Origin of the sequence: Geobacter grbiciae, from assembly GCF_018531165.1 — a bacterium.
In the GTDB taxonomy this organism is placed as follows: domain Bacteria; phylum Desulfobacterota; class Desulfuromonadia; order Geobacterales; family Geobacteraceae; genus Geobacter; species Geobacter metallireducens.
This window is the reverse complement of sequence record NZ_JAHDIW010000023.1, coordinates 13,505-39,884: the sequence shown is the minus strand read 5'-3', so window position 1 is coordinate 39,884 and position 26,380 is coordinate 13,505. Positions and strand designations below refer to the sequence as shown.

Below are 26,380 nucleotides of genomic sequence, written 5' to 3'. Positions count from 1 at the left end.
CTACTTCCTTCTGAAAGTCCACCAGCACTGCGGACTCCTCAACCAAAGGCGCTTCAACTAAAAAACGAAAGACTCTAAAGTTTAGCGGAAAGGATGCTGAACGAGCATCCATGCGCCTAGACTTTCAGCGTCTATATGGGCGTAAGCAAAAACGATACAGTCTGCAAATTGGGGCATTGGTCGGCAGCCTTCTAACTGGTATCACTGCAAATTGGGCTTTTACTGATATTAGTACTACGAAGCCATCCCTCTGGCCGTGGGTTATTCTCGCATCATTACTGGGATTAACAATAATTCTATCTTCACTCTCATTTATCAAAGATATGGAGCCATAAAACATGAGCACTTTAGACGAAAAACGGAAAAGCCGATTCCTTCTTCTTCACAAACTTTATGAGCTGACAAATGGTGTGGCCGAACGGCATCTAATTGATATCAAGGAGGTAGGTGAAGAGATTGGAATAGGAGCAGACGTTGCGCTAGAAGCATTCGAATACCTCAAAGGTGAGGGGCTGACAAAATGGATGGCTCTTGGAGGGGTTGGAACAATTACACACTGGGGCATAAAAGAAGTGGAGGATGCTTTAGACCATAAACCCACTTCACACTTCCCTGCTAACATTGTCATATTAACTAACAGTCCAGGTGCAAGTGTTATATCTGGGTCGCCGAACCAAAGCACTATTTTTGATCAACGCGGGCAGCAGGTAACATATCAATATAATGCTGCTGGCAATATAAATTTTGGGTCCATTCAAAATTACACTGACCTTGTGGCTCAACTTGATCTGCTTAAGCAAGAGTTGGCAAAAGCTCGTGACGGACAGGTAATTAACGAGCTAGTCGAGAGCAAGGCAAAAATTCCGATTCTTGAAGCAATTGAAGAAGCAAAAAAGCCAACCCCTGACAAGACGTCAATACTCTCGCACCTCGGACAGGTGAAGGACTGTTTGAAGGGAGTTTCAGCTATTGGCGGTATTGTTGATGCTGTTACTATGGCATACGATTGGGTTCAGAGCACCATTGGATAAAATGGAAAGCGCCCAACACTCGGGTGCTGCTGTTTCTGCTTCGCTCAACAGCAGACCCTCAAGCCGTTAGGCTAAAGGAGAAACACATGAGAGCACTTATTATACTTGTATTGTTGTGCTTCGCCTCAACCGCATATGCAGATTTGGCTGACGAGCTTGCTGATCTTGTTGGTTACGTCATTGTTGATAGCAAAACAATAAAAGGTTGGTATGACGATGATGAAAGTGAAGAAGGTGCTTTCAAAGGTTGTAAGCACGGAAGAGTTATAGTTTTTTCTGATAATAAGGTTTTGACGTGTGCAGAGTATGGATATCAATATGCATATCGTCCCAATGCCGTGATTCTGGCAAAAGAAATAACTTATCAAGGCAAATCATTTTACGACTTCAAGATGGTTGTCGGTGATGAAATTTATGATATGCGCAGATAAACCTAACACTTACTTCCCGCTTTAGAACAGTAAAGAGTTAAGAGTTCACTGCACCCTGCGCCGGGCGGTGTGTGTGGTGACAGTCAACAAGGGTTGATGTCCGGCAGCAAACCCGATATCTTCACCTTATTACGAACAACCAGATTGAAAAGGACCAGGAGACCGTGACCCACAAGACTGATGCCATCTATGCGGCACCATTGCAGAAAATGATCGATTTTCAATTCGATGAACGGGTTGTCGCCGTCTTTCCCGACATGATACAGCGCTCGGTCCCCGGCTACGGCATGATCATCTCCAATATCGGTATCGTTGCCGCGAAATACGCCCAGGCCGGGAGTCACTGCTATGATCTCGGCTGTTCCCTCGGGGCGGTGAGCCTTGCCATGCGCCAGCGGATCACTCAGCCGGACTGTGACATTATTGCGGTGGATAACTCTCCGGCGATGATCGCGCGGGGCCGTGAACTGCTGGCCCTCGATACGGCACCGACGGTGCCGGTGACGATGATCTGTGCCGATCTGCAGGAGGTCGCCATTGAGAACGCCTCGGTCGTCGTCCTCAACTTCACCCTGCAGTTCATCCCCCCGGCAGAGCGCCTGGCGCTGATTGAGCGGATCCATGCCGGGCTCAGGCCCGGCGGCGTGCTCATCCTCTCCGAGAAGATTGCTTTCAGCGAGCCGGGGCGGCAGCAGTTCCACGAAGAGCTGCATCACGATTTCAAACGGGCCAACGGCTACAGCGATCTGGAGATCAGCCAGAAACGGTCGGCGCTGGAAAAGGTGCTGATCCCCGAGGCCCTTGCCTGCCATCATGAGCGCCTGAAGGCGGCGGGCTTTTCGTTCTTCGAGCTCTGGTTCCAGTGTTTCAACTTCGCCTCTCTGGTGGCGATGAAATGAACTGGTACGACTCCCTCTTCCCGCACCTTGCCGCCATGGGGCAGGAGCGCTGGGCCGAGCAGCTGCAGGTGACCCTGTCCGAGAGTCAGCTCCTCCAAAGGTACGGCGATATGCCGGGCTGGCTGAGCGCGCTGCAGGCGCTGCCGGAGCTGCACCCATCCCTGATTGCACTGCAGGACAATGTCACCATCGGTTCCGGCGCCGATCTCGGCGCAGTCACCCGCAAAGAGCTGATCGCCGGGCTGCAGGCCTTTCACCCCTGGCGCAAGGGCCCCTACAGTTTCTTCGGCATCGACATCGATACCGAGTGGCGCTCCGACTGGAAGTGGGCGCGCCTGCTGCCGCACATTCAACCGCTCGCCGGGCGCAGAGTCCTGGATGTCGGCTGCGGCAACGGCTATCATGGCTGGCGCATGCGCGGCGCCGGCGCCGACTTCGTCCTCGGCATCGAGCCCTTTCTGGTTTCGGTGATGCAGTTCCAGGTGATGCAGCGCTACCTGCGGGACCCCCGGCATCATGTGATCCCCATCGGCATTGAGGATGTCCCGCCGAATCCGGCCTGCTTCGACAGTGTCTTCTCCATGGGGGTCCTCTACCACCGTCGTTCTCCCCTGGATCATCTTCTGGAGCTGAAGGGGTGCCTGCGCCCCGGGGGGGAGCTGATTCTGGAGACGCTGATTGTCGAGGGGGAGCAGGAGACGATCTTCATGCCGCCGGGACGCTACGCCAAGATGCGCAATGTCTGGTTCCTCCCGTCGATTGCGGCGCTGACCCTCTGGCTGCAGCGCTGCGGCTTCACGGAGATTGCCTGTGTCGACGCCACCCGCACTACCTGCGAGGAGCAGCGCGCGACGGAGTGGATGCGCTTTGAGTCGCTGGCGGATTTCCTTGATCCGGATGACGGCGGGAAGACGATGGAAGGGCACCCGGCGCCGCTGCGGGCAATATTTACCGCGACGAAACCGTAGGGCTGCGGGGGGCCACCTTCGCGATACAATGGAAGCCATCGCCCGGCGGTACGGCTGCGTTGACTTTGCACGGGTATACGGTACGATGTGCCGGTGCGCTGTGCCGCCCAATGGAATATCCTGGTTCAATAGAGGGAACGAAACGAGGTGCTGATGAAAACGGTACGATTTGTTGTCTGCTTCATGGTGATGCTCTTCTCCCTGCCTGCCTTCGGGGCCGGCCTGGAGGAGCGGGTGCTGGAGCATACCCTGAAAAACGGCATGAAGCTCCTCATGGTGGAGCGCCACACCTCCCCCACGGCGGCCGCGTGGATCCGCTTCCGGGTGGGGAGCGTGGACGAGCGGAGCGATGAGCGGGGGATCGCCCACCTTTTGGAGCACATGCTCTTCAAGGGGACCAAAACCCTCGGGACGAAGGACTACGCCGCCGAGAAGCCGCTTCTGGACAAGATCGAGGCGACGGCCCTACCTCTCGTGGCGGAGAAGGCCAAGGGGGACAAGGCCGATCCGGCCAAGGTGGCCGACCTGCAGAAGAAGCTCAACGAGCTTGAGGCCGAGGCGGCCAAGTACGTCATCAAGGAGGAGTTCGCCGAGATCTATGCCCGCAACGGCGGGGCCGGCTACAACGCCTTCACGAGCAAGGACGGCACCACCTACCTAATCAATATGCCGGCCAACAAGCTGGAACTCTGGGCCGCCATCGAGAGCGACCGGATGCAGAACGCCGTGCTCCGGGAGTTCTACACTGAGCGGGACGTGGTGATGGAGGAGCGGCGCCGCTCCTACGACACCGAGCCGGGGTCGAAGCTCTGGGAGAACTTCGTGGCCTCAGCCTACCACGCCCACCCCTTCGGCCAGCCCATCATCGGCTGGATGTCCGACATCGAGAATCTGACCCGCACCAAGGCAGAGGAATTCCTCACCAGGTACTACAAGCCCAACAACGCCATTGTGGCAATCGTGGGGGACATCGATCCCGAGAAGACCATCGCCCTGGTGGAGAAGTATTTCAGTGCCATCCCCCTGGGGACCCCTGTGCCTCCCGTGGCGGTGGTAGAGCCCCGCCAGGAAGGGGAGCGGCGGGTGGAGATTATTGCCGATTCCGAGCCTGAGCTCCTCATGGGCTTCCACAAACCGAGCCTCCCGGCCGCGGATGACTATGTCTTCGACGTCATCGACATGGTCCTGGCCGACGGCCGCACTTCCCGTCTCTATAAGAAACTCATCGTCGAGAAGCAGCTGGCCACCGAGGTTTCCAGCTTCTCGGCGCCGGGGAACCGCTATCCGAACCTCTTTGTCATCGCCGCTACCACCCGCGCCCCCCACACCGTGGCCGAGGTGGAGGCCTCCGTCTACGAAGAGCTGGAGCGCTTGAAGAAGGAGCCCATCACCGAGCGGGAACTGCAGCAGATCCTCAATAAGCTGGAGTACGAGGAGAGCCGCCAGATGCTTTCCAACGGCGGACTCGCCCGCAATCTCACCGAGTACGAGGCGGTGGCGGGCACATGGCGCTACCTGATCGAGCACCGGAGCAAGGTGGCCAAGGTGACCCCTGACGACGTGATCCGCGTGGCGCGGAAGTACTTCACGCGGGAGAACAGGATCGTGGGCTTCATCACGAAGAAGACCGAGAACTAAGGGTAACGGGGACAATCCATGATCATCGTGAAACGATTCGCACTCATCATTCTTGCAGCGCTGCTGCCCGTTGTCGCCTTCGGGGCCGAGGCGAAGAAGGCCGATCCCCGCACCATGACCTTCCCACCGCTTGTTTTCGAGGTGCCGAAGACCGAGCGGGTCGTGCTGAAAAACGGTATGGTCGTCCATATGCTTCCCGATCGGGAGCTTCCCCTGGTGAGCCTCACCGCCTACGTGAATGTGGGGAGCATCTACGAGCCGGCCGACAAGACGGGACTCGCCGGCCTCACCGGCGCGGTCATGCGGAGCGGCGGCACCAGGGAGCTTCCCCCCCAGGCCCTGGATGCAGAGCTTGAGTTCATGGCCTCGGCGGTGGAGTCGAGCATCGGCGCAGACTCGGGGGGAGTCTCCCTGACTTGTCTCAAGCGGAATCTCCCCCGGACTCTGGAGCTTTTTGCCCAGGTGATGATGGCCCCCGCCTTCAGCGAAGACCGGGTGGCCCTGGCAAAGAAGCGGACCATCGAGGCCCTGCGCCGCCAGAACGATGATTCCAAGGAGATCGCCGACCGGGAGTTCCAGAAGGCCGTCTATCCCAACCACCCCCTGGGGCGGGTCCCCACCGTCGAGACGGTCACCGCCATCACCCGCGATGACATGGTGGCCTTCCATAGGGAGTATTTCCATCCCAATAACGTGATCCTCGCCGTTGCCGGCGACTTCGACAAGAAGGAGATGATCGCCCTCCTGGAGAAGACCTTTGCCGGGTGGAAGCGTGAGGAGATCGCCTACCCCTCCGTCCCCGAGCCGGCCAGGGAGGTGAAGCCCGTCGTGCTCCTGGCCAGAAAGGCCGTGCCCCAGTCGGCCATCCGCATGGGGCACCCGGGAATCGACAAGAACAACCCCGACCTCTATGCCATCCGGGTCATGGACTACATCCTGGGGGGCGGCTTCACCTCTCGTCTCATGACCGAGATCCGCTCCAACGAGGGGCTTGCCTACAACGTCCACGCCTCCTTCGACATCGGCAGGCGCTTCATCGGCACCTTCGAGGCCGAGACCGAAACCAAGAGCGAAACCACCGCCAAGGCCATCAGCCTCATGCGGAACATCATCGCCGGCATGACGAAGGAGCCGGTCACCGACGCCGAGCTGACCCTGGCAAAGGACTCCATCATCAATTCTTTCATCTTCGGCTTTGCCCGCACCGACGCCGTGGTGGCCCAACGGGCGCGGATTGAATTTTACGGTTACCCCGAGAGATATTTGGAGAACTACCGGGCCAACATTGCCAAGGTCACGAAAGATGACGTCCTCCGGGTGGCGCGGAAGTACCTGAAGCCCGACCGGATGGTGATTGTCGTGGCCGGTGACGACAAGACCTTCGACAAACCGCTCTCCACCTTCGGCACGGTGGAGCTAATCAAGCTGGAAAACGGCACCGAGAAAGGAGCGAAGTGATGGCAACCTGGAAATGCAGCGCCTGCGGCTTCACCAAGGAGGGGCGGTGCAAGCCGCAGAAATGTCCCCAGTGCCAGGAGAAGGGGAACTTCGAGAAGCAGGAGTGAAGGGAAAGGGGGCGGCCGGGATGGCCGTCCCTTTTGATTTTTTTTTGTATGTACCTCAAATAAGGTACGGTGTGGAGAATTTAAGGTTGTCCTTAAATGGTGCGGTAGTTGGTTGAGGTTGAAAATATTCGCAAAATCAATTTGTTGTAAATGTTGGTTTGCTGGCATGATAGATGCTTTTACTCTGACAGATTCACCAAATTCCGGAGTAGGAGGATTCAACAAAATGAAAAAAGTTCTCTCCACCATCACCGCTGCTCTCGTCGCCATTTCTTTCGCCGGTATCGTCTGCGCTGCCGAGCCCGTCAAGACTGAGGCTCCTGTTGCTCCCGCCGCTGGCGAAGTGAAGAAAGAAGAGAAGAAGCCGGCTAAGGCCCACAAGAAGCACAAGAAGGCCAAGAAAGCCAAGAAAGCCGTGAAGAAGGAAGAAGCTCCGGCTGCTGCTCCTGCTGAAGCTCCTGCCGCGAAGTAATTCCGTTTTCAGCCGAACAAAAAAAGCCGCTTCTTCGGGAGCGGCTTTTTTTGTTGGGGGCTTGTTCCCTGTAGGGAGTAACCCATGCGCATTGCGACGATCATCCTTGCCCTTGCGGTTTTCACGGTGTGTTCTTCCACATTGCATGCATCACCCCTGAAAACCCTTGAGGGGACTGTTGTCAAGGTTCTGGACGGTGACACGCTCTTGTTGCTGTCCGGTACGAGAACCGTAAAGGTCCGGCTGTTCGGTCTCGACGCGCCCGAGGTGCGCCGAAAGCTGCGGCCTGGCCAACCCTTTGGCACGGAAGCCAAACAGGCTCTTGAGAAAAAGGTTGAGGGGAAAAAGATCTCCATCGATGTGGTCGATGTGGACAAAAACCTCCTAGTCATTGGTATGGTCAAAACCGGAGGGCGGGATATCGACCGCGAGATGATAGAAGAGGGGTGGGCCTGGGCCTACCGGCAACGCCTCAAGGAGCCCTTCACGTCACGCTATGTGTCCGCGGAGAATAGAGCGAGGAAGATGCGCCTGGGGCTGTGGCGGCAGGAAAACCCCCAGCCCCCCTGGTCCTTCAGGTTCGAGCAGAAGATTCACTGAGCATCTGTGGTTTCGCTGATGAGGGCGGTGAAAGCCGAGGAGTATCCCACTGTCGATAGATGTGGTGACTCGAAAAGCAGAAATGCTCTTGGGGTGGCCCGTGAGGTCGCCCTTGACGTTTGTAGGCTCACGGATTCCCATGGGGTATCGCCGCGAGACTTTCTTTCAGATCGGCGATAGCCTGTTCAAGCGTGGCGATGTGTGCCTCGAGCTCCTGGATCTCGCAGTTCACATTCAGCATCTGGGCGCTCTCCTGAATGGTGCCGATGTGCAGTCCGATCACTTCATTAACACGTGTGGTTTCGATATGCGTCATACTGCCCTCCTGTTACCTGTCAGGGTTCTCGGATGCTTCCCTCTGCGAGGGTTTGACTGTAGATAACGGTAACAGTTACCACCTGAATGTCAATCACCACGCCCGCGACGGAATGGGTGTGCAGCGGGAATCAGGGTAGGCCGTGCAGCTCGTGGCTCTTGTGAAGATAATAGGAGTAATCCCCCTCGTAGACCCGCATCTCGCCGTGATCCACCTCGAAGACCCGGTCCACCAGGGAGCGGAGGAAGTGGCGGTCGTGGCTCACGATGACCACGGTGCCGGCGAAGTTCCGGAGGGCGTCCAGGAGGATCTCCCGGGAGCGGATGTCCAGGTGGTTGGTGGGTTCGTCCAGGACAAGGAAGTTGACGGGGCGGGCCAGGAGCGTTGCCAGCACCACCCGGCTCTTCTCCCCGCCGGAGAGGTTTTCGACCCGCTTGTCCACGGCATCCCCCTGAAAGAGGAAGGCCGCCAGGAGGTTGCGGATGACGCCGATGTTCGCCAGGGGCATAGCCTCCTGCACGGTCTCGAAGACGGTCTTCTTCGGGTCGAGAACCTCCATGGCGTGCTGGCTGAAGTAGCCCAGCTCCACGTTGGCCCCGATGGTCACGGTGCCGGTCGTGGGCTCGGTCTGCCCCGCCAGGACTTTGAGGAAGGTGGACTTCCCCGCGCCGTTTACTCCCACCACAGCAATCTTGTTGAGCCGCCGGATGATGCCCGAAACGCCGCCGAAGACCGGTTTCTCCCCCCCGTCCGGGGTCTGCCAGACCTTCCCCAGATTCTCCATCACCACCACATCCTCGCCGCTTCGCGGGGGCTCATTGAACTCGAAGCGGACGATCCGCTCCTCGGCGGGAATCTCGATCCGGTCGATCTTCTCCAGCTTCTTCACCCGTGACTGCACCTGGGCCGCGTGGGAGGCACGGGCGGCGAAACGGGCGATGAATTCCTCTTCCTTGGCGAGCATCTCCTGCTGGCGCTTGTGGCTTGCCAGGAGCTGCTCCCGCCGGATGTCCCGCTCCCGCTCGTAGAAATCGTAGTTGCCGCCGTAGGTGGTGACCGTCCTGTTGGCCACCTCGACGATGCGGGTCACGATCCGGTTCATGAAGTCCCGGTCGTGGCTCGTCATGAGGAGCGCCCCGTCGAAGTCGTTGGCCAGCCACTCCTCCAGCCAGATAATGGACTCCACGTCCAGGTGGTTGGTGGGTTCGTCCAGGAGAAGGACGTCGGGCTTGAGGGTAAGTACCTTCGCCAGGGCGATCCGCATCTTCCACCCGCCGCTGAAGGACTCCACCGGGTGATGGAAACGGTCCGGCCCGATGCCGAGGCCGGTGAGAACCGTCTGGGCGCGGGTGTCGAGGTCGTAGCCTCCCCGGTGCTCGAACTCCTCCTGGGCCGCGCCGTAGCGCTCCAGGAGCGCCGCCATTTCGTCGTCGGATTGGGGCTCGCACATGGCGGCCTCCATCTCTTTCAGCTCGGCGGCGAGCCTGACCGTCTCCGCCGAGCCGGCCATGACCTCCTCCAGGGCAGAACGGCCGGACATCTCCCCCACGTCCTGGGAGAAGTAGCCGACGGTCGTCTTCTTCGCGCAGGTCATCTCGCCGGCGTCCACCTCTTCTTCGCCGGTGATGATCCGGAAGATGGTGGTCTTGCCGGCGCCGTTGGGGCCAACCAGGCCGGTGCGGGTGCCAGGGAGGATTTGGAAGCTGGCGTCCCGGAACAGGACCTGGGCGCCGTGCTGTTTGGTGATGTTCGAGAGGTGAATCATGGGGTGCTCCCGTGCGTGAAATGGAAAGGAGAAGCTGTTAGCACGGGAGCACCGGGGGAGCAACTTAAATTTCGTCAAGGAGGGGAAGCGGGTGACGGAAACCCGGATCATTCCTCGCGGTAGAGAAAGGAGAGTTCCTTGCGGACCTGGTCGGGATCGGCGGTGTTGAGCTCCACGATATTGCGCAGGTGGATCATGGAGTCGATGTCAATTTTCAGAAGTTTGACACCGAGGAACTGGTCACGGAGGTGGGCAACCTCTGCCTCGAACTGGACGACGATATCCGAGTTGACGAGGACGAAGGAGACGGTACAGGCATCGCCACGCCTGCATTGCGGAGGCCCGGAAAGCTTGAGCAGCGCGCCTTTGAGGCAGATGTCGACCACCTCGGCCCCGTGCTGCTCCCCTCCGAATTCAATGGTGGATTCCGTGGCGAATGGCACCCTCTGGAAATGCCTCTGCTCAGTCACATCCATCCCTCACCCCCTATGAACATGTCATTTCATGAATGGTTGTAATGCACAGTTGGTGCCTTTGCAACAAAAGAGATGAAAAAAGGCGACGATCCAGAGGATCATCGCCTTGGGCTGAACTATGAAACCGTGCCGGTTATTTGAGGTCGGAGGTGCAAAAAGCGCATTTGGTGGCCTTGATGGGAACGGCCGACAGGCAGTGGGGGCAATCCTTGGTGTTTGGGGGGGCAGGTGCCGGTTCTTTCTTCATGCGGTTGATCTGCTTGATCACCAGGAAGATGACGAAGGCGATGATGATGAAGTCGATCATCGTGTTGATGAAGACGCCGTAGCTGATGACCGGGGCACCGGCGTCCTTGGCGGCCTTGAGGCTGTCGAAGGGTTTGTCGGAGAGGTTGATGAACAGGTCGGTGAAGTTCACCTTCCCCATGGCGAGCCCCAGGGGGGGCATGACAATGTCGCTGACAAAGGAGGTGACGATTTTGCCGAACGCACCGCCTATGATGACACCGACTGCCAGATCAACCACATTCCCCTTGACCGCAAACTCCTTGAACTCCTGCATCATTCCCATGGTTTAACCTCCTTGTTGACGCGCTATCGATCCCATTGTCGCAATATTATTAATGAGATACTACCAGCCGTTTCCCTGCAAGTAAAGCAGGCTAACTAATTTTTTTTGCATCTATTCACGCCAGGCCGAATTGCTGGAGCACTGAAACGGGGGCCTGGTCGAAGCGGGAGAACTCCATGGTGAACCCGCCGCGTCCCTTGGTGGCGCTCCGCAGCTCGGTCATGTAGCCGAACATCTCGGCCAGGGGAACGACGGCCCGGATCGCCTCGGTGTTCCCCTGGGTGATGATTCCCTCCACCCGTCCCCGCTTCTGCTGGACCGATCCAAGAACCTTGCCGGCATACTCGGTGGGGGTGATGATCTCCAGATTCATGAGGGGTTCCAGGAGGGTTGGCGCACCGTCACGGGCTGCGTGCATGAGCCCCCGGCCTGCGGCAGCCCGCACCCCGCCCTCGGTGGTGACGCCCTGTTCCACCGGCACGGCAATCACCCGCACCTCCAGGTCGGTGAGGGGGTAGCCGGTGACGCAGCCGGTGGAGGCCCCCCGGGTGAGGCTTTCGGTGAGCGCTGCGTGCAATTCCCTGGTGATGCCGAGAACCTCTGCCGGCGGCACCACGATCCGTACCCCTTTGCCCCGGTGAAGGGGGGCCAGCCGCAGGTGCACCTCCCCCCCCTGGACCTTTCCCTCGAATTCGGTCCGGAAGACCTCCTGACGTTCTGCCGGACGGGTGATGGTTTCCCGGTAGACCACCTGGGGACGGCCGGTCTTCACCCGAACGCCGAACTCGCGTCCCAGACGGTCGGTGACCACCTCCAGGTGCAATTCCCCCATTCCCGTGAGGATCGTCTGGCCGGTCTCCTCGTCCTCGTGGACCCGGAAGGTGGGGTCTTCCCACTGGAGCTTTTCCAGGGCCGGAAGGAGCTTGTCCCGGTCGTCGACCCCTCTGGGCTCAACGGCCAGGGCCACCACCGGCTCCGGCACCGTGAGGCCGGCGAGGAGCACCTTGTGGGCCGGATCGCAGAGGGTGTCGCCGGTGAGCACCTCCTTGAGGCCGATGGCGGCCACGATGTCGCCGGCCAGGGCTTCGTCGATCTGCTCCCGCTTGTGAGCGTGCATCCGAAAGAGGCGCGCCGCCTTCTCGAAGCAGCCGCGGTTGCTGTTCCAGAGGGCTCCTCCCGCCTTCACGGTCCCCGAATAGATGCGGAGATAGGTGAGCTTTCTCCCCTCGTCCGCCTGGACCTTGAAGGCCAAGGCGCACAGCGGGCCGGCCGGATCGCAGGGGAGGGAGTCAACGGCTTCGCCATCGGGGCGTTGCCCGGTTACCGGAGGGATGTCGCGGGGGGAGGGGAGGTAGGCGGCCACGGCATCGAGGAGGGGCTGGATCCCCTTGTTGCGCAGGGCCGTTCCCAGGAATACCGGAACGATCCGGCACGCTATGGTTCCTTTCCGGATCGCCGCGCGGATCCGTTCCGCCGCGATCGCCGTCCCTTCAAGGAAATCGGCGAGGATGGCGTCATCGAAGTCAGCGGCGGCCTCTATGAGTTCTTCCTGCGCGGCCATGGCTTCACCGGCGATCTCTGCGGGAATGGGGTGGCGCTCCACGGTGCTTCCCTGGTCGGCCTCGCTGAAGGTGAGGAATTCTCCTGCGATGAGGTCCACAACGCCGGCGAAGGAGGCCTCAACTCCCACCGGCAGCTGCAGGAGTACCGGCCTAGCGCCCAGTTTCTCCTCCATCTGCCGGAGGGTTTCCCGGTAGTCGGCGCCGACCCGGTCCATCTTGTTGATGAAGCAGATGCGGGGAACCTGGTAGCGGTCGGCCTGGCGCCAGACCGACTCGCTCTGGGGCTGTACCCCTTCCACGGCACTGAAGATGGCCACGGCGCCGTCGAGGGCGCGCAAGCTCCGTTCCACCTCGATGGTGAAGTCGATGTGCCCGGGGGTGTCGATGAGGTTGATCCACCATGCACCCCAGCGGCAGACCGTGGCGGTAGAGGTGATGGTGATCCCCCGCTCCTGCTCCTGGGGCATCCAGTCCATTACTGCCTCACCGTCGTGAACCTCTCCAATTTTGTGGGTTTCTCCGGTGTAGAAGAGGATCCTCTCGGAGACCGTGGTTTTGCCGGCGTCGATGTGGGAGATTATGCCGATGTTGCGGATGGAGTCGAGGGGCGGGTGCTGCATGGGGCCTCCAATGGCGCGGATTTCCGGACAAGTATAGCGAAACGGCGCGGCGAGGCAAGGATTGTTATAACCATAATCCGAACGTGATTTGGTGTTCGGGCATATTTTGAGTTGCCATAATTTCATGGGCAATCTTTGGTTGTATTGTGGACGATAAAAGTGTAGATTATGTCCTGCATGGTGTGACAATTTAAGACAAAAGAGGTAGACAATGATGTTCGACCCGCAAAGCGTGCGGATAGACGGGGTGTACGAGCAACGGCAACCGGGCAATTTCATGCTCCGGATCAAGGTTCCGGCAGGGATCATCTCCACGGAACAGGCCCTCAGGGTGGCTGAGATCGCCGACCGGTTCGCCGGCGGTTCGGTTCATCTGACTACCCGGGGAAGCATTGAGCTCCATTGGCTGAAACAGGAAAACCTGGCGGAAGCATGGCGGATGCTGGCATCGGTGGGACTGACCACGCGGGGGGCATGCGGCGGCGCGGTGCGCGGCGTGGTCTGCGCCATGCCCGGCGATGCCGGCTATGGCGCTGCCCAACTCCTGGCGCGCCGGCTTCTGGCGCATTTCACCCACAACCCCCGGTTCGAAGGGCTCCCCAAGAAGTTCAAGATCGGCGTATTCACCGGTTACGGTGACGGGCGGCACCTGATCCAGGACCTTTCCGTCATTCTTCGGGAAGGGGCCGATGGGAACAGCAGCTATGACGTTTGGATCGCGGGAGGGCTTGGACGGGAGCCCCACGCATCCTTTCTCCTGGAAGAGGGAGTTGCGGGAGAGCGCCTCATCCCCCTGGCCGAGGCGATCATTTCCCTGTACCGGGAATTGACCCCCAAGGGGAAGCGGCTCAAGCATCTCGTGCGGGAACGGGGTCGGGAGGAGTTCGTGAAACTCGTCCGGGAGCGGGTTGCGACGATACCCTCACTATCCCTCGGCGCAGGGCTTGCCACCCCTCTTACCCCGGCGCCTCCCGAGGGGGCGGCCGAGCGGCTCACGGCGGGGATATTTGCCGGCGAACTGGGGACGAAGAGGCTTGTTGACCTTGCGGAGATCGCACGGCAGTATGCAGGGGGCTACATGGTCGTCACAGGGGAACAGAATGTCCTGTTTATCCTCGATGATGGGGCGCTACGCGATGATGCGGCCCGGGCCCTGGCGGCGGCCGGCTTTGGCGGCGATTCTCCGGCGGAGAGGGTTTGTTTCCGGATCTGCCCCGGCAACCATGAGTGCAAGATGGGTCTCTCGCCAACCCGCGATGTGGCCCGGGAGCTTGCCGGTACTCTGGGGGAGGCGGGGGAACGCCTCTCCTGGTCCATTTGCGGCTGCCCCAACTCCTGCTCCCATCCCCAACTGGCCGACGTGGGGATAGCCACCGTGAAAAGTGTCAAGGACGAACAGGGCGAGCGGCATCCCCTCTTCGATCTCTATCGCCGCTACGGCACCGACGGCTTCGGCGTTGTAGTCCGTCATGGTATCGGCATTGACGAGCTTCTGGAGGCGGTGCGAGAGATCGGGTGAGGTAGCGTAGGAGGGAAATATATTTGCAGCATTAAGGGTTAAGGCCGGGGGATTCAGTTCTCCCGGCCTTTTTGTGTTCATTGGGTACGGTCTTTCATGGTGTTCTGGGATATTTTATTGATCGTAATAGTGGCGGGACTATACTTCCGGTGCGGCATCAGTGTATGCTTGCGCATTGATTAGGCTGTATTAACTGCTGATGGTGTCGAAGGGGTTAGCTGATGAACGTGTCCAATATATGCATGTATGCCTTGCTTCTTTTCGCTGTCCCCCTTGCCGGCTGCAAGGGAGACGAAGCGAAGAAGTCCTTGGCGGTGAAACCGCCGGTGGCGGTGGAGGTCATTGCCGTTGCCCCCCGTGACCTGGTGGAAGGGGTCGAGGTGACCGGCAGCCTGGAACCGAAGTTCTACGCCGATGTGAAGACCCAGATTCCGGGGCTCGTGAAGCAGGTCTATGTGACTGAATGGCTGCGGGTTCGCAAGGGTACCCCCCTTGCCCGGATCGACGTGGCCGAGGCGGAGGCAATGGTGAAGCGGGCTGAGGCGTCGGTGGAGTCGGCCCGGGCCGGCTTGGCCCAGGCCCAGGTGGGTGCAAACCGGGCGGAGCGGGAGCTGACCCGGATTCTCAAACTGAAGGAATCGGGGCTCGCGACTCAGCAGGGGGTAGACGACGCCCGCACCGAGTCGGCCGCGGCTCAGGCCAGGATAGAGGCGGCCCAGGCCCAGATCCGGGTGGCCCAGGAAGAGGTGCGCCAGGCCCGGGCACGGCAGGCAAAGGGGCTTGTGGTCTCTCCCCTCGATGGAGTAGTGGCCCTGCGGGATGTGAACGTGGGGGATCTGGCAAGCGCCGCCGCCGCCAGCAAGCCCATATTCCGGATAGTGGACAACCGTGTCCTTAACCTGACGGTCACCGTTCCCTCGGCCGATTCGGCCCGGGTCAAGGTGGGACAGCCGCTGGAGTTCACCGTGGACGCCCTCCCCGGGAAAACCTTCATGGGGAGGGTGATGTACATCAATCCGGAACTCTCCTCCGCCGACCGGTCGCTGCGGGTGATCGCCGAAGTGAGAAATGACGGAGACCGCCTCAAGGGAGGGCTCTTCGCCAAGGGACGGATTATCACTGGCCAGCGGCCCAAGGTGGTTCAGGTCCCCCGTGGGGCCTTGACCACGTGGGATACGGCGGCCCGGAAGGGGAACCTGTTCATTGTCGCCGGCACCACCGCGAAGCTCAGGCAGGTGGAGACCGGAGCAGTCAGCGGCGATTCAGTGGAGATCGTGAAAGGGGTAGGCGCCGGCGAGCAGATCGTGGCCCGCGGAGGCTTCAACCTCAAGGACGGGGATACGGTTTCCGTTGCCGGTGGAAGGAAGTAGCGGATGATCCTCTCCGATCTTTCCATCAAGCGTCCCATCTTTGCCGCAGTGATGATGCTGGTGCTTGTGACCCTCGGCATCTTCTCCTACCGGCGGCTCTCGGTGGAGATGTATCCCAATGTGGAGTTTCCGGTCATCTCCATCGTCACCAAGTATCCCGGCGCCAGCCCCGAGACCGTGGAACGGGAGGTCTCCAAGCGGATCGAGGAGGCGGTGAACCAGATTGCCGGGGTGAAGCACGTCTTCTCCTATTCTCGGGAGAGCGTCTCCACGGTGGTGGTCCAGTTCCGGCTGGAGGAGCGGATCAATGAGGTGTCCCAGGAGGCCCGGGCCAAGATCAATTCCGTGCGGGGAGAGCTTCCCACCGGCATAGAAGACCCCGTTATCCAAAAGATCGATTTCAACGCCCTGCCGGTAGTGTCCCTGGCGCTCCAGTCCGGAAGCCTCTCACAGCGGGAGCTGACAACGCTCATGGACAAGCGGATCAGAAAGCGTTTCGAGGGTGTGGCCGGGGTCGGCAAGGTGGAGGTAGTGGGAGGGGCCAAGCGCGAGGTGAGTGTCCACGTGGACCCGGTGCGGCTGGAGTCCCTGGGGCTCGGAGTAAACGACGTGGTGGCGGGGCTTCAGAGTGAGAACGTGAACACTCCCCTTGGCCGCATCACCCGGGGAGGAGTCGAGTATCCCCTCCGCATCGAGGGAAAGCCGGACCGCGTGGCCGACTACCGCGCCATGGTCATCGCCCAGAAGGGGGGGCGCCCCGTAACCCTGGGGGAAGTGGCCACCGTCACCGACGGGGTGGAGGAGCGGCGGACCCTGGCCCTGGTGAACGGAGCGCCGGCCATCGGTATCGACATCTACAAGCAGTCGGGGGCCAACCAGGTGGAGGTGGTGGATAACGTCAGGAAGACCATGGAGAAGGTGCGGCGGGAGCTTCCGCCGGGGGTCGAACTCTCCCTGGTGCGCGATGGCTCCATCATGACCCGTCAGTCCCTGGCCGACGTGGAGGAAACCCTTGTCATCGGCGGCATTCTCACCATCATCATCGTCTTCCTGTTCATCAACTCCTGGCGCTCCACGGTCATCACCGGGGTGACGCTCCCCATCTCGGTCATCTCCTCCTTCATCGTCATGAACGCCATGGGGATGACCCTCAATGTCATGACCCTCATGGCGCTCTCCCTTGCCATCGGGCTCCTCATCGACGATGCCATCGTGGTGCGGGAGAATATCGTCCGGCACCTGGAGATGGGGAAGGACCACATGGAGGCCTCGCGGTTCGGCACCAGCGAGATCGGTCTGGCGGTTTTCGCCACGACTATGTCGATTCTTGCGGTTTTTGTGCCCGTGGCCTTCATGAAGGGGATCGTGGGGCGCTTCTTTTTCCCCTTCGGCATCACGGTTTCCTTCGCGGTGCTGGTGTCGCTCTTCGTCTCCTTCACCCTGGATCCGATGCTCTCTTCCCGCTGGCACGACCCGGCAATCCATGCCCACGGCAAACGAAAGGGGCTTGCCCGCTGGCTCGAAACTTTCAACGACTGGTTCGACCGGAGCGCCGACCGCTACCGCCTCGCCATCGCCTGGGCACTGGACCACCGCAAAACGGTGGTCGCCACGGCTGGTATCACCTTTTTCCTGGGGCTTGCCCTCATGGGGACCCTGGAATCATCATTCATGGTCGACGAGGATACGAGCGAGTTCCAGGTTTCGTTCAAATCCGCCCCCGAGGCCAGCATCTCCGAAACCGAGGATCGGCTTAACCGGGTGCTGGCGGCACTGAAGGGCATTCCCGAGATCGACCATTCCTATGCCACCATCGGGGCCGGCGACAGCGGCACGGTGCGCGACGGGCTTCTCTATGTGAAACTGAAGGAGAAATCGGCCCGCAATCGGAGCCAGTTCGAGATAGAGCGCCTGGTGCGCGAGCGGCTGCGGCAGGTGGCCGGCATCACCTTTTCCATCGAAAAGGTGGGGGTCATCGCGAGCACGGCGAAACCCCTGAGTGTTGACCTGAAAGGGGACGATATCGCCCTCCTCAAGAAGTACGCGGCCCAGCTCAAGGAGTTGATGTATACCATTCCGGGGATCGTCGACATCTCTGCCACCCTGGAGCACGACATCCCCGAGTACCGGCTCCGGGTCGACCGGGAGAAGGCCCTCTCGGCGGGCGTCTCCAGTAACGACGTTGTCATGTCCCTTTCCCGCCTCGTGGGGGGGGAGGCGGTCACTACCTACGAGGACGAGGACGGCGATGCCGTGGACGTTCGGGTCCGGCTTCCCGAGGGGCTGCGCGAGAATCCGGCCCAAGTGCGGGATTTGAAGATCTCGGTGCCTGACGGCGCGGGCGGCACCAAGCTGATACCTCTGGCGAGCGTCAGCACCGAAACCGTCGCCGCCACCCCCACCGAGGTGAACCGCCGCGACCAGTCGCGTCTTGTGACGGTGTCGGCGAACCTGGACCGGCTCCCCATCGGCACGGCGGTGAAGAAGGTGGAAGGGGTTTCGAAGAAGATCACCATGGAGCCGGGGTACAGCATCAACTTCTCCGGCGAGGCCGAGGATATGGCCGAATCCTTCGGCTACATGGGAGAATCGCTCATGCTGGCCGTGGTATTCGTCTTCCTTATTCTGGCCGCCCAGTTCGAGTCGTTCTTCGAGCCCCTGGCAATCATGCTGTCGCTGCCGCTCTCCATCGTCGGCATGGCCGGCATGCTGAAACTGACCGGCGACACCATCAATATCATGGTGCTCATCGGCCTCATCATGCTCATGGGACTTGTCACCAAGAACGCCATTCTGTTGGTGGACTACGCGAAGATTCTCCGGCGGCGGGATGGCCTCCCGCGCCGGGAGGCGATTATCGAGGCGGGACGGACGAGACTCCGCCCCATCGTCATGACCACCCTGGCCATGATCTTCGGCATGCTGCCGCTTTTCCTCGGTATCGGCGCCGGCGGCGAGGGACGTGCTCCCATGGCCCGTGCCGTTATCGGCGGGCTCATCACCTCGTCGCTCCTCACCCTCATCGTCGTGCCGGTCATGTACACCTACATGGACGACCTGGCGCTGTGGCTCAGGCGAAAGTGGCGGGGTGAGGAGCAACGGAGCAACGGAGGGACTGCCATTTCATGACTGACCAACGCTTTGATGATACCGGGAAGAGTGGCATTTACAGGGCGCTCGAGAATAAATTCAGGATTTTTCCCGTTGCTCCGTTGCTCTGTGTAATTTGGCTTTTGCATGGTATCAGTATGGCCGCCGAGCATCGTGTCCTCACCCTCGATCAGGCCCTGGAGGTGGCCGCGGAGCGCAACCGCGACATCCTCAAGGCAAAGGAATTCCACAACCAGGTGAGGGGGCGCTATGTGGAGGAACGGTCTGCTGCCCTTCCCCACCTGACGATCACCGGACAGGCCGCCACCCAGCACGACGAGAGCCTCAATGCCTATACGGGCGGATTCATGCCGGTGAGCCAGGATACCTATGGCGCCGAACTCGGTCTCTCTCAGGCTCTCTACACCTGGGGGAAGGTGGGGGCTGCAATCCGGGCGGCGGAGAAGGGGTTTGCCACCGCCGACGAGCAGTTTCGCAGGGCGCGGCAGGATGCCTGGCGCGATGTGTCGGTGGCCTTTTACAATATCCTTCTTGCCAGGGAGCAGCACGCCATTGCTTCCCAGAATCTTGCGCAGAAGGTGCGGCACCAGGATGAGGCCCAGCGCAGGTATGCGGCCGGCGTGGCCACCGATTACGACGTGCTGGCAGCGGATGTTGCGGTGCAAAATGCCATGCCCGACGTGATCCGGGCCGGCAACAGTGTCCGCGTGGCCCGGGACCGGCTCTCCTTCCTCCTGGCCCTGGAGAGTGAGGTGGATGTGACCGGCTCACTGGAGACTGTGCTGACTACCTATCCCTCCTATGACAAAGCCCTCGCAGTGGCCCGGGATAAACGTCCCGAGCTGAAGGAGATCAAGCATCGCCTCGCCATTGCCGGTGAACTGGTGAAGGTGGCTGACGCCGACGACAAGCCGCGTCTGGACCTGACGGGGAAATACGGATGGCGGTACCTGGAAGTGGGGGACGGTTCCGGGAGCGGCCAGATATGGACCGTGGGCCTTCAGTTGAGTTTTCCCCTGTTCGATGGCCTCAAGACCCGGGGCAAGGTGGCCCAGGCCGAGAGCGAACGGCGAAGCATGCAGATCGACGAGGCTAAACTCCTGGAGTCGGTAGCCCTGGAAATCCGCGATGCGGTCAATGCCGTTCGCGAGTCCGAGGAGATTGTCAAGGCCCTGTCCGGTACGGTGGTCCAGGCGGAGCGCCTTCTGCAGATGGCCGAAAAGGGGTTCGAGCTGGGGGTCAAGATTCGGCTGGAGGTGGACGACGCTGAACTGAACCTGCGTCAGGCCCGGGGGAACCTGGCCCGGGCACGGCGCGACTATCTCGTGGCCCGGGTTAATCTGGAGCGGGTCATGGGGGTGCTGGGGGAGGGAAGTCTCTGAACGTTTGAGAGCTGGTGTTTCTTTTGTGTTTCGAATTTGAATTCATCTTGAATTGTGTTTTAATTGTAGCAGGACAACTGGTTAGCCTTCACTCAAAGGAGGTGTGAACCATGAGACACGGAAGAGCCCATGATAAGCTCTGCACGATCGAGGATACGGGAACAATCAGTTCCCTGTCGGCCCATGCGACCGTTTCCTGCAGCAAGTGCGGAGTAAAAGCCCATGACCCAGCCGATGTCTGCGATCCGGTGCAGCTTCCGGAGGCGCATACGTTCGGTGACTAGTGAGATAGCCTGCAAAGAAAAAAGCCCGGGAAACCGGGCTTTTTTTGTGTGCTGCGGATACAGTTGTCTGCTCAGGCGGCCTTGGCGGTTGCCTCCGCCTCATACTGCTCCACCAGGTGCAGGTAGTGCTCCGCAAAGCCTGCCGGCGTGCGGGCTTCCGCCGCTTCGTAGCCGCCGACGATCCCCTCGCGCAGTCCCTCCGGAATGATCCGCTCCGCCAGGGGGTAGAGGATGGTGTCCTCCTTGTCGATATGCTCCCGGAGCAGGGTCAGGTAGGCACGGGCATTCTCGGCCAGGGCGCCGGTGCGGGAGGTATCGCCTCCCTCGGCGGCCAGGGCCGCCTCTTCCATGGCCTTCACGTAGGCCCGCCCCTGGTCGTGCTCCATGAGCATGGCCGCCACGGGGCTGTTCTCCCGGGGCATGCCGTTGGTTATGAGGGCCTCGAAGAGGATCTCCTCTTCCTTGGCGTGGTGGAACCGGTCGGCGTAACTCCGGATGAAATCCACCGCATCCCGAAAAAACTGGAAGTTGGCGTAGCGTCCCGCCGCGGTGAGGGGGGCGTTACGCTCCAGGAGGGCCAGCATCCGGAGGATCAGCCGGTGCTCCTCCACCAGGGCCTGGGTGATGTCCCGTTTCATGGTCAGTTCCTCCGTTCGCCGTCAATCCCGATGATGAGCGTTTCGACGGGGATATCCCTTCCCGATTTGGCCAGGGCTTGCTGCACCATGAGATCGAGGCCGCGGCAGCAGGGGACTTCCATGATGGCGACGGTGATGCTCTTCACGTCGTTGTCGCGGAAGATGGTGGCAAGTTTTTCCACGTACGTGCCGGACTCGTCCAGCTTGGGGCAGGCGATGGCCAGGGCCTTGTCCTTCAGCAGGTCCTGGTGGAAGGAGCCGAGGGCGAAGGCCACGCAGTCCGCCGAAATGAGGATGTCGGCGTTGCGGAAGTAGGGGGCCGACGGCGGCACCAGGTGAAGCTGTACCGGCCACTGGCGAAGCTCCGACCTGGGCTTGACGGTGGTTTCGGTGGCTGATGTTTCTTCTCTTTCGATGACGCGAGCCATGCTGCCGGGGCAGCCGCAACCGAGATTTGCCATGATGAGTTCTCCTTTTCGTGTGTGTTGTGTATGGGCCGTTGGGGATTTTTCTCTATCGTTTATGCCGCTTTCCGGGTCAGGAAGTCGTTGATTTCCTGCTCGATCCGGGACTCATCCTCTTTGGAGAGGCCGTGGATGGAAACCACGTCCTTCAGAAGGCAGATGCCCACCTTACAGGTGACGCAGCCGATGTCGTAGCGCTGCAGGATCTCGCCGATTGCAGGGTATTTCGCGATGACGTCCTGGATGGCCGTTGTGCCGAGATCATTTTTCAGTTCCATTATTCGCCTCCCTCGTTCGTGATGGTCTTACCGTATACCGATTTCGTCGAAAAAATTATGATGTGAATCAAAAAAACGGCGATTGACGGGGGGGAGCAAAAGAAACGGAAAACGGAGAGATTGATGGAGCGGAGAGGCTCAGGGCACGGGTTGGATACCGCGATGATTACCCCTGCAAGGGGAAAAATGAGGTGCCGCCGCCCCGGTTGGAGCGACGGTCAGTCATGCCTGGAAAAAGCTTGATGCGGGAGAGGGAAAAGCCAAAAAGGGGTGAGCCGGTATTCCTTCTCAGGGGCGCCTGCGCCGCCAGACAGCCAGCCCGGCCAGGCCGGCGCCCAGGAGGATCAGGGTGCCCGGTTCAGGGATAGGTCCGGGGACGACGTTTGCCTGGGCGTCGGAGACGGTATCGGCTCCAAACAAGTCAAGGGTGCCGAGATCAGCGAAGGTGTTGTCGGCAATTATCAGGTCAGTCGTTCCGAGACCGATTCCCGTGAAGGTCAGGGAGACCAGATCCAACGGGGCTGAGACCGGATCGGTGAGCAAGGAAACTCCTTCAAGGAGGAAAAAACCAGGAGAACCCGGGAATGTAGCCGTTCCTGTGCCGGTGATGAAGTTTGCCGAGTCGAAGGACAGTATGGACGAATCGAAGGAAAGGGCAACGGTGTAATCGGTGAAGAAAATCGCAGAAAAATCCGATACCCCGAGCGTATAGGTTGCCGTGTCGCCCACCGCGATGGTCTGCGAAGCGGGTTCGAGAGAGAGGGAGAATGCCTCTGCGTGGGGGGCGAAGGCAAGGGCGGCGACGAGAAGCAGCAGGGCGATCAGGCGTTTCATGGTTTCTCCGTGAACTGAATACCAAGGGATGTGCCGCGGCGCGGCGGTCGGTTGATACCTCTTCCCTATCAAGTGATGTGCCAATAGATAACATCCCGATATGACAACGGTTCGTTGGCACAGTCATCGAGGAATGGAGGATTGTGTAAAGAATTACGACAGTATTGTCGAGTTCTTTAACGCGAAAAGCCGTCAGGTGCTTTCGATGAAAAGAAGAGCCGGGTCTTCCAGGTAAGCGACAATCTTGAGGAGGAACTGGGCCGCGTCGGCCCCGTCCGTGACCCGGTGGTCGAAAGTGAGGGAGAGGGGGAGGATTCTACGGATGGCGATCTGCCCCTTGTGGATCCAGGGGCGCTCGCCGATGCGGCCGAAGCCGAGGATGGCCACGTCGGGCCAGTTGATGATGGGGGTGGCAAAAACGCCGCCGAAGTGGCCGTAGTTGGTTATGGTGAAGGTGCTTCCCTTCAACTCGTCGATGGCGATGGTCCGGTTCCGGGCCTTTGAGCCCAGTTCCTGGATTTCCGCCGCCAGTTCGATGATGCTTTTCCTGTCCACGTCGCGGATGACCGGCACCATGAGGCCGTCGGGGGTTTCCACGGCAATGCCGAAGTGGTAGTGGCGCTTGAGGATGATGGTTTCGGCCGTGTCGTCGATGGCCGCGTTCAGATAGGGGTGCTCCCGCAGGGCGTGCTGGACCGCCTTGATGAAGAAGGGGAGGAACGTGAGGTGGGCGCCCCGTGCCTCGACGGCCCCCAGTTCGCGGCGGCGCAACTCCCAGAGCTCGGTGATGTCAGCTTCCTCCATGCCGGTGACGAAGGCGGTGTTCCGCTGGGAGGCCATGACGTTGCGGGCCACGGCGCGGCGCACCCCCCGCAGCGGGACCAGCTCCACGGGGCCGAAACTCTCCGCGGGTTGGGGAGCAGAAGGGGAGGCAATCCGTTGCAGGTCATCGGGGGTGATGCTTCCCCGGGGGCCGCTTCCCCTGACCGTGGCCAGGTCGATGCCCCGCTCCCGGGCCAGTTTCCTCACCAGGGGGGTAGCGATGACCTCGCGCTCCTCCTCCGCCTCGGGGAGTTCCCCCACGATTCCTACTGATTTGGGTCGCTCCGGCGGGGCTTCACCCTCCTCCTCGATGGTGAAGAGCGTCGCGCCCACCGCCACCGTCTCCCCCTCGCGCCGTGCCAGCCGGCCGACCCGCCCGCCCCGGGGAGAGGGAACCTCCACCACCGCCTTGTCGGTTTCCACCTCGGCCACGGGCTGGTGCTCGCGAACGGTGTCGCCTTCCTTCACGAGCCACTTTCTCAGCTCGGCTTCGGTGATCCCTTCACCGAGATCAGGGAGCTTGAAATCGAAGGGCATGGGGCTCTCCTCAGTATTGCAGCACTTCATCGAGCGCCGCCCGAATCCGCTCCGGCGACGGAAGGTAGTGGTCGATCAGCTTCGCCAGCGGCACCGGCGCGTCGGGGCCGGCCACCCGGATGACCGGCCCCCGGAGGTGGAGAATCGCCTCCTGGGCCACCGTGGCGGCGATCTCGGCGCCGAGGCCGCAGGTGAGGGGGGCCTCGTGGGCCACCACCAGTCGCCCCGTCTTTTCCACCGAAGCCAGGAGCGCCTCCCAGTCGAAAGGAGAGAGGGTCATGGGGTCGATCACCTCGGCGTCGTACCCCTCGACGGCCTTCATGACCCGCTGGAGCATGCTCCCCCAGGCGACGACGGTGACGGCGTTTCCCGGACGGGCGATGCGGGCCTTTCCCAGGGGAATGGTGTACTCACCCTCGGGGACCTCCTCCTTCACCATCCGGTAGAGGCGGGTCGGCTCCAGGAAGAGGACCGGGTCGGGGTCGCGGATGGCGGCCATGAGGAGCCCCTTGGCGTTGTACGGTCCCGAGGGGACCACCACCTTCACCCCCGGCATGTGGCAGAAAAAGGCCTCGGTGCTCTCCTCGTGGAGTTCCGGCGCTTTGATGCCGGCCCCGTAGGGGGTTCGGACCACCAGCGGTGCCGTGAAGCGTCCCCGGGACCGCGTGCGGATGCGGACGGCATGGGCGAAGAGCTGATCGAAGGCGGCGTAGATGAACCCCATGAACTGGATCTCCGCCACGGGGCGAAGGCCGTAGATCGCCATACCCACCGCCGCGCCCACAATGGCCGATTCCGACAGGGGGGTGTCGATGACCCGCTTCGGGCCGAACTCTTCGAAGAGCCCCTCCGTAATCCGGAAGACCCCGCCGTCCCTCCCCACGTCCTCTCCGAGGAGCACCACCCGGTCGTCCCGGGCCATCTCCTCCCGGAGGGCGAGGTTTATGGCTTGAACCATATTCAGTTGGGGCATTGTGGTTTCAGACCTTTCATTTTGGGACAAGCACTTGAAACACAGAGCAACTGAGCAACTGAGCAAAACCAGAGAAAAGATTGTTCCAAGATCAGGCAAAGAACCATACCTCGTAAGGTTAGGCACAATTTTGGATTAACAAATTGATTTCTCTGTTGCTCCGTTGCTCTGTGTTATTCATTTCAGATTTCCCGCTGTCGCCGCAGTCTCGCCGACAACTCCTCACTCACGAAATCGAACATCTCCCCCGGCGCTGGCGGCGGCACCGATTCGTAGCGCCGCACTGCCTCGTCGATCTCTCCTCCCGCCTTTCCCTTCATCTCGGCGGCATAGTCCTCGTTCCAGAGTCCCCGCTTCGCCAGGAACCGCTCGTAGCGCAGGATCGGGTCCCGCTCGCGCCATTTTTCCATTTCTTCGGGGGAACGGTACCGGCTCGCGTCGTCGGACGTGGTGTGGTCGGACATCCGGTAGGTGAGGCATTCGATGAAGGTGGGTCCGCCGCCGCTTCGGGCCTTCTCCAGGGCCTCGCGGGTGGCCCGGTAGACGGCCAGGACGTCGTTGCCGTCCACCTGGATGCCGTCGAAACCGTAGGCAAGGGCCTTCTGGGCAAGGGATCGGGAGGCAGTCTGGGCCGACAGGGGCACCGAGATGGCCCATTGGTTGTTCTGGCAGATAAAAACCGTCGGGAGCCCCATGACTCCTGCCAGGTTGAACCCCTCATGGAAATCACCCTTTGAGGTGCCGCCGTCGCCAAAATAGGCGATCACAGCGATCCGGTCACCCCGGAGTTTCGCGGCCAGGGCCGCGCCGGCGGCGTGGGGGATGTGGGTTCCCACGGAGACGGAGATGGGGAAGATGTTCATGCCGTCAGGAGTTCGCATCCCCCGCTCGTCACCTCCCCAGTACTGAAAGAGCTGGTGGGCCGGATAGCCGAGGGTGAGGTGGACCCCCATCTCCCGGAAGGAGGGGAAGACCCAGTCCCGCTCGTGGATGGCGAAGGCGCTCCCCACCTGGGCCGCCTCCTGCCCCAGGACCGACGGGTAGGTGCCGAGCCGCCCCTCCCGCTGGAGGGCCAGGGCGCGGCCGTCGTAGGCGCGGGTGAGAAGGAGCAGGTAGTAGATGCGCCGCAGTTCGTCCCCCGAGAGGCCCGGGACGAGGTCCTCGTCGGCGGTCCCGTCCGGGGCGATGATCTCCAGGCGCATGACAGTGAAAGTGGCGAGGATCGATTCGGGCATGGGTAAAGGGTAGCGGGAA

Annotated in this window: 26 protein-coding genes; 14 read left to right on the top strand and 12 right to left on the bottom strand. The window is 60.8% G+C overall.

Going from position 1 to position 26,380, the window contains the following annotated elements:
* Positions 1 to 338: 338 nt before the first annotated feature.
* The 9 genes from KJB29_RS17840 (at position 339) to KJB29_RS17800 (ending at position 7,604) form a co-directional block, all read left to right on the top strand.
* Positions 339 to 1,031, top strand: coding sequence for a hypothetical protein (locus KJB29_RS17840; protein ID WP_215735680.1), 693 nt, complete (start codon positions 339 to 341; stop codon positions 1,029 to 1,031).
* An 86-nt stretch (positions 1,032 to 1,117) separates the two neighbouring features.
* Positions 1,118 to 1,462, top strand: coding sequence for a hypothetical protein (locus KJB29_RS17835; RefSeq protein WP_215735679.1), 345 nt, complete (start codon positions 1,118 to 1,120; stop codon positions 1,460 to 1,462).
* A gap of 164 nt (positions 1,463 to 1,626) precedes the next feature.
* Positions 1,627 to 2,361, top strand: coding sequence for a carboxy-S-adenosyl-L-methionine synthase CmoA (cmoA, locus tag KJB29_RS17830; RefSeq protein ID WP_215735678.1), 735 nt, complete (start codon positions 1,627 to 1,629; stop codon positions 2,359 to 2,361).
* Positions 2,358 to 3,329 carry a tRNA 5-methoxyuridine(34)/uridine 5-oxyacetic acid(34) synthase CmoB gene (gene cmoB, locus KJB29_RS17825; RefSeq protein ID WP_215735677.1) on the top strand — a complete coding sequence of 324 codons (972 nt, stop codon included), beginning with the start codon at positions 2,358 to 2,360 and terminating at the stop codon, positions 3,327 to 3,329. Before cmoA ends, cmoB begins: the two co-directional genes overlap by 4 nt.
* 153 nt (positions 3,330 to 3,482) lie before the next feature.
* Positions 3,483 to 4,967: a M16 family metallopeptidase gene (locus tag KJB29_RS17820; RefSeq protein WP_215735676.1), complete on the top strand. Its 1,485-nt coding sequence runs from the start codon at positions 3,483 to 3,485 to the stop codon at positions 4,965 to 4,967.
* 18 nt (positions 4,968 to 4,985) lie between these two features.
* Complete coding sequence (locus KJB29_RS17815) at positions 4,986 to 6,425, top strand: M16 family metallopeptidase (protein ID WP_215735675.1); 1,440 nt, start codon at positions 4,986 to 4,988, stop codon at positions 6,423 to 6,425.
* Positions 6,425 to 6,532 (top strand): RCKP-type rubredoxin-like domain-containing protein, encoded by a 108-nt coding sequence (locus KJB29_RS17810; protein ID WP_215735674.1) that lies wholly within the window; start codon positions 6,425 to 6,427, stop codon positions 6,530 to 6,532. Before KJB29_RS17815 ends, KJB29_RS17810 begins: the two co-directional genes overlap by 1 nt.
* A gap of 226 nt (positions 6,533 to 6,758) precedes the next feature.
* Entirely contained in the window at positions 6,759 to 7,004 is a 246-nt protein-coding gene (locus tag KJB29_RS17805; protein ID WP_004514524.1) for a hypothetical protein, read from the top strand.
* An 84-nt stretch (positions 7,005 to 7,088) separates the two neighbouring features.
* On the top strand, positions 7,089 to 7,604 hold the full coding sequence (locus KJB29_RS17800; RefSeq protein ID WP_215735673.1) for a thermonuclease family protein: 516 nt from the start codon (positions 7,089 to 7,091) through the stop codon (positions 7,602 to 7,604).
* 127 nt (positions 7,605 to 7,731) lie between these two features.
* Here the strand turns inward: KJB29_RS17800 and KJB29_RS17795 are convergent, their stop codons facing one another.
* The 5 genes from KJB29_RS17795 to fusA all read right to left on the bottom strand — a co-directional run bounded on the left by KJB29_RS17795 (position 7,732) and on the right by fusA (position 12,914).
* Positions 7,732 to 7,920 (bottom strand): hypothetical protein, encoded by a 189-nt coding sequence (locus KJB29_RS17795; protein ID WP_215735672.1) that lies wholly within the window; start codon positions 7,918 to 7,920, stop codon positions 7,732 to 7,734.
* Positions 7,921 to 8,050: 130 nt separating this feature from the next.
* Positions 8,051 to 9,685 carry an ABC-F family ATP-binding cassette domain-containing protein gene (locus KJB29_RS17790; RefSeq protein ID WP_215735671.1) on the bottom strand — a complete coding sequence of 545 codons (1,635 nt, stop codon included), beginning with the start codon at positions 9,683 to 9,685 and terminating at the stop codon, positions 8,051 to 8,053.
* Positions 9,686 to 9,792: 107 nt separating this feature from the next.
* Positions 9,793 to 10,161 (bottom strand): PilZ domain-containing protein, encoded by a 369-nt coding sequence (locus tag KJB29_RS17785; protein ID WP_215735670.1) that lies wholly within the window; start codon positions 10,159 to 10,161, stop codon positions 9,793 to 9,795.
* 133 nt (positions 10,162 to 10,294) lie between these two features.
* A complete protein-coding gene (mscL, locus tag KJB29_RS17780) occupies positions 10,295 to 10,732 on the bottom strand; it encodes a large conductance mechanosensitive channel protein MscL (protein WP_215735669.1) in 438 nt (145 codons plus the stop codon).
* A gap of 115 nt (positions 10,733 to 10,847) precedes the next feature.
* Entirely contained in the window at positions 10,848 to 12,914 is a 2,067-nt protein-coding gene (gene fusA, locus KJB29_RS17775; RefSeq protein WP_215735668.1) for an elongation factor G, read from the bottom strand.
* A gap of 211 nt (positions 12,915 to 13,125) precedes the next feature.
* Here fusA and KJB29_RS17770 point away from each other — a divergent pair, with 211 nt between their 5' ends.
* From KJB29_RS17770 to KJB29_RS17750, 5 genes are all read left to right on the top strand, one after another.
* A complete protein-coding gene (locus KJB29_RS17770) occupies positions 13,126 to 14,433 on the top strand; it encodes a nitrite/sulfite reductase (RefSeq protein WP_215735667.1) in 1,308 nt (435 codons plus the stop codon).
* A 221-nt stretch (positions 14,434 to 14,654) separates the two neighbouring features.
* Positions 14,655 to 15,803 carry an efflux RND transporter periplasmic adaptor subunit gene (locus KJB29_RS17765; RefSeq protein ID WP_215735666.1) on the top strand — a complete coding sequence of 383 codons (1,149 nt, stop codon included), beginning with the start codon at positions 14,655 to 14,657 and terminating at the stop codon, positions 15,801 to 15,803.
* A 3-nt stretch (positions 15,804 to 15,806) separates the two neighbouring features.
* Entirely contained in the window at positions 15,807 to 18,932 is a 3,126-nt protein-coding gene (locus KJB29_RS17760; protein ID WP_215735665.1) for an efflux RND transporter permease subunit, read from the top strand.
* Positions 18,933 to 19,051: 119 nt separating this feature from the next.
* A complete protein-coding gene (locus tag KJB29_RS17755; protein ID WP_246561912.1) occupies positions 19,052 to 20,296 on the top strand; it encodes a TolC family protein in 1,245 nt (414 codons plus the stop codon).
* Between the two features lie 110 nt (positions 20,297 to 20,406).
* Entirely contained in the window at positions 20,407 to 20,580 is a 174-nt protein-coding gene (locus KJB29_RS17750) for a hypothetical protein (RefSeq protein WP_215735663.1), read from the top strand.
* Positions 20,581 to 20,651: 71 nt separating this feature from the next.
* On the opposite strand, the gene KJB29_RS17745 is transcribed toward KJB29_RS17750, so the two are convergent.
* From KJB29_RS17745 to pdhA, 7 genes are all read right to left on the bottom strand, one after another.
* Positions 20,652 to 21,218: a hemerythrin domain-containing protein gene (locus tag KJB29_RS17745; RefSeq protein ID WP_215735662.1), complete on the bottom strand. Its 567-nt coding sequence runs from the start codon at positions 21,216 to 21,218 to the stop codon at positions 20,652 to 20,654.
* Between the two features lie 2 nt (positions 21,219 to 21,220).
* Positions 21,221 to 21,679: an iron-sulfur cluster-binding oxidoreductase gene (locus tag KJB29_RS17740; protein WP_215735661.1), complete on the bottom strand. Its 459-nt coding sequence runs from the start codon at positions 21,677 to 21,679 to the stop codon at positions 21,221 to 21,223.
* A gap of 59 nt (positions 21,680 to 21,738) precedes the next feature.
* A complete protein-coding gene (locus KJB29_RS17735) occupies positions 21,739 to 21,960 on the bottom strand; it encodes a hypothetical protein (RefSeq protein WP_004514773.1) in 222 nt (73 codons plus the stop codon).
* A gap of 288 nt (positions 21,961 to 22,248) precedes the next feature.
* Positions 22,249 to 22,794 (bottom strand): cohesin domain-containing protein, encoded by a 546-nt coding sequence (locus tag KJB29_RS17730; RefSeq protein ID WP_215735660.1) that lies wholly within the window; start codon positions 22,792 to 22,794, stop codon positions 22,249 to 22,251.
* A 192-nt stretch (positions 22,795 to 22,986) separates the two neighbouring features.
* Positions 22,987 to 24,153, bottom strand: a complete 1,167-nt coding sequence (locus tag KJB29_RS17725) for a dihydrolipoamide acetyltransferase family protein (protein WP_215735659.1) — start codon at positions 24,151 to 24,153, stop codon at positions 22,987 to 22,989.
* 10 nt (positions 24,154 to 24,163) lie between these two features.
* Positions 24,164 to 25,126, bottom strand: a complete 963-nt coding sequence (locus tag KJB29_RS17720) for an alpha-ketoacid dehydrogenase subunit beta (protein ID WP_215735658.1) — start codon at positions 25,124 to 25,126, stop codon at positions 24,164 to 24,166.
* Positions 25,127 to 25,308: 182 nt separating this feature from the next.
* Positions 25,309 to 26,361 carry a pyruvate dehydrogenase (acetyl-transferring) E1 component subunit alpha gene (gene pdhA, locus KJB29_RS17715; protein WP_215735657.1) on the bottom strand — a complete coding sequence of 351 codons (1,053 nt, stop codon included), beginning with the start codon at positions 26,359 to 26,361 and terminating at the stop codon, positions 25,309 to 25,311.
* Positions 26,362 to 26,380 lie beyond the last annotated feature (19 nt).

What these genes read in the sequence shown, in the direction of transcription:
- KJB29_RS17770 (WP_215735667.1), top strand. Translation starts at nt 13,126, where the DNA reads ATGATGTTCGACCCGCAAAGCGTGCGGATAGACGGGGTGTACGAGCAA.
- KJB29_RS17810 (WP_215735674.1), top strand. Translation starts at nt 6,425, where the DNA reads ATGGCAACCTGGAAATGCAGCGCCTGCGGCTTCACCAAGGAGGGGCGG.
- KJB29_RS17790 (WP_215735671.1), bottom strand. Translation starts at nt 9,685, where the DNA reads ATGATTCACCTCTCGAACATCACCAAACAGCACGGCGCCCAGGTCCTG.
- KJB29_RS17720 (WP_215735658.1), bottom strand. Translation starts at nt 25,126, where the DNA reads ATGCCCCAACTGAATATGGTTCAAGCCATAAACCTCGCCCTCCGGGAG.
- KJB29_RS17735 (WP_004514773.1), bottom strand. Translation starts at nt 21,960, where the DNA reads ATGGAACTGAAAAATGATCTCGGCACAACGGCCATCCAGGACGTCATC.
- KJB29_RS17745 (WP_215735662.1), bottom strand. Translation starts at nt 21,218, where the DNA reads ATGAAACGGGACATCACCCAGGCCCTGGTGGAGGAGCACCGGCTGATC.
- KJB29_RS17755 (WP_246561912.1), top strand. Translation starts at nt 19,052, where the DNA reads ATGGCCGCCGAGCATCGTGTCCTCACCCTCGATCAGGCCCTGGAGGTG.
- KJB29_RS17820 (WP_215735676.1), top strand. Translation starts at nt 3,483, where the DNA reads ATGAAAACGGTACGATTTGTTGTCTGCTTCATGGTGATGCTCTTCTCC.
- KJB29_RS17835 (WP_215735679.1), top strand. Translation starts at nt 1,118, where the DNA reads ATGAGAGCACTTATTATACTTGTATTGTTGTGCTTCGCCTCAACCGCA.
- fusA (WP_215735668.1), bottom strand. Translation starts at nt 12,914, where the DNA reads ATGCAGCACCCGCCCCTCGACTCCATCCGCAACATCGGCATAATCTCC.
- KJB29_RS17815 (WP_215735675.1), top strand. Translation starts at nt 4,986, where the DNA reads ATGATCATCGTGAAACGATTCGCACTCATCATTCTTGCAGCGCTGCTG.
- KJB29_RS17800 (WP_215735673.1), top strand. Translation starts at nt 7,089, where the DNA reads ATGCGCATTGCGACGATCATCCTTGCCCTTGCGGTTTTCACGGTGTGT.
- KJB29_RS17730 (WP_215735660.1), bottom strand. Translation starts at nt 22,794, where the DNA reads ATGAAACGCCTGATCGCCCTGCTGCTTCTCGTCGCCGCCCTTGCCTTC.
- cmoB (WP_215735677.1), top strand. Translation starts at nt 2,358, where the DNA reads ATGAACTGGTACGACTCCCTCTTCCCGCACCTTGCCGCCATGGGGCAG.
- KJB29_RS17760 (WP_215735665.1), top strand. Translation starts at nt 15,807, where the DNA reads ATGATCCTCTCCGATCTTTCCATCAAGCGTCCCATCTTTGCCGCAGTG.
- KJB29_RS17795 (WP_215735672.1), bottom strand. Translation starts at nt 7,920, where the DNA reads ATGACGCATATCGAAACCACACGTGTTAATGAAGTGATCGGACTGCAC.
- KJB29_RS17785 (WP_215735670.1), bottom strand. Translation starts at nt 10,161, where the DNA reads ATGGATGTGACTGAGCAGAGGCATTTCCAGAGGGTGCCATTCGCCACG.
- KJB29_RS17840 (WP_215735680.1), top strand. Translation starts at nt 339, where the DNA reads ATGAGCACTTTAGACGAAAAACGGAAAAGCCGATTCCTTCTTCTTCAC.
- KJB29_RS17725 (WP_215735659.1), bottom strand. Translation starts at nt 24,153, where the DNA reads ATGCCCTTCGATTTCAAGCTCCCTGATCTCGGTGAAGGGATCACCGAA.
- mscL (WP_215735669.1), bottom strand. Translation starts at nt 10,732, where the DNA reads ATGGGAATGATGCAGGAGTTCAAGGAGTTTGCGGTCAAGGGGAATGTG.
- KJB29_RS17765 (WP_215735666.1), top strand. Translation starts at nt 14,655, where the DNA reads ATGAACGTGTCCAATATATGCATGTATGCCTTGCTTCTTTTCGCTGTC.
- KJB29_RS17805 (WP_004514524.1), top strand. Translation starts at nt 6,759, where the DNA reads ATGAAAAAAGTTCTCTCCACCATCACCGCTGCTCTCGTCGCCATTTCT.
- KJB29_RS17740 (WP_215735661.1), bottom strand. Translation starts at nt 21,679, where the DNA reads ATGGCAAATCTCGGTTGCGGCTGCCCCGGCAGCATGGCTCGCGTCATC.
- pdhA (WP_215735657.1), bottom strand. Translation starts at nt 26,361, where the DNA reads ATGCCCGAATCGATCCTCGCCACTTTCACTGTCATGCGCCTGGAGATC.
- KJB29_RS17750 (WP_215735663.1), top strand. Translation starts at nt 20,407, where the DNA reads ATGAGACACGGAAGAGCCCATGATAAGCTCTGCACGATCGAGGATACG.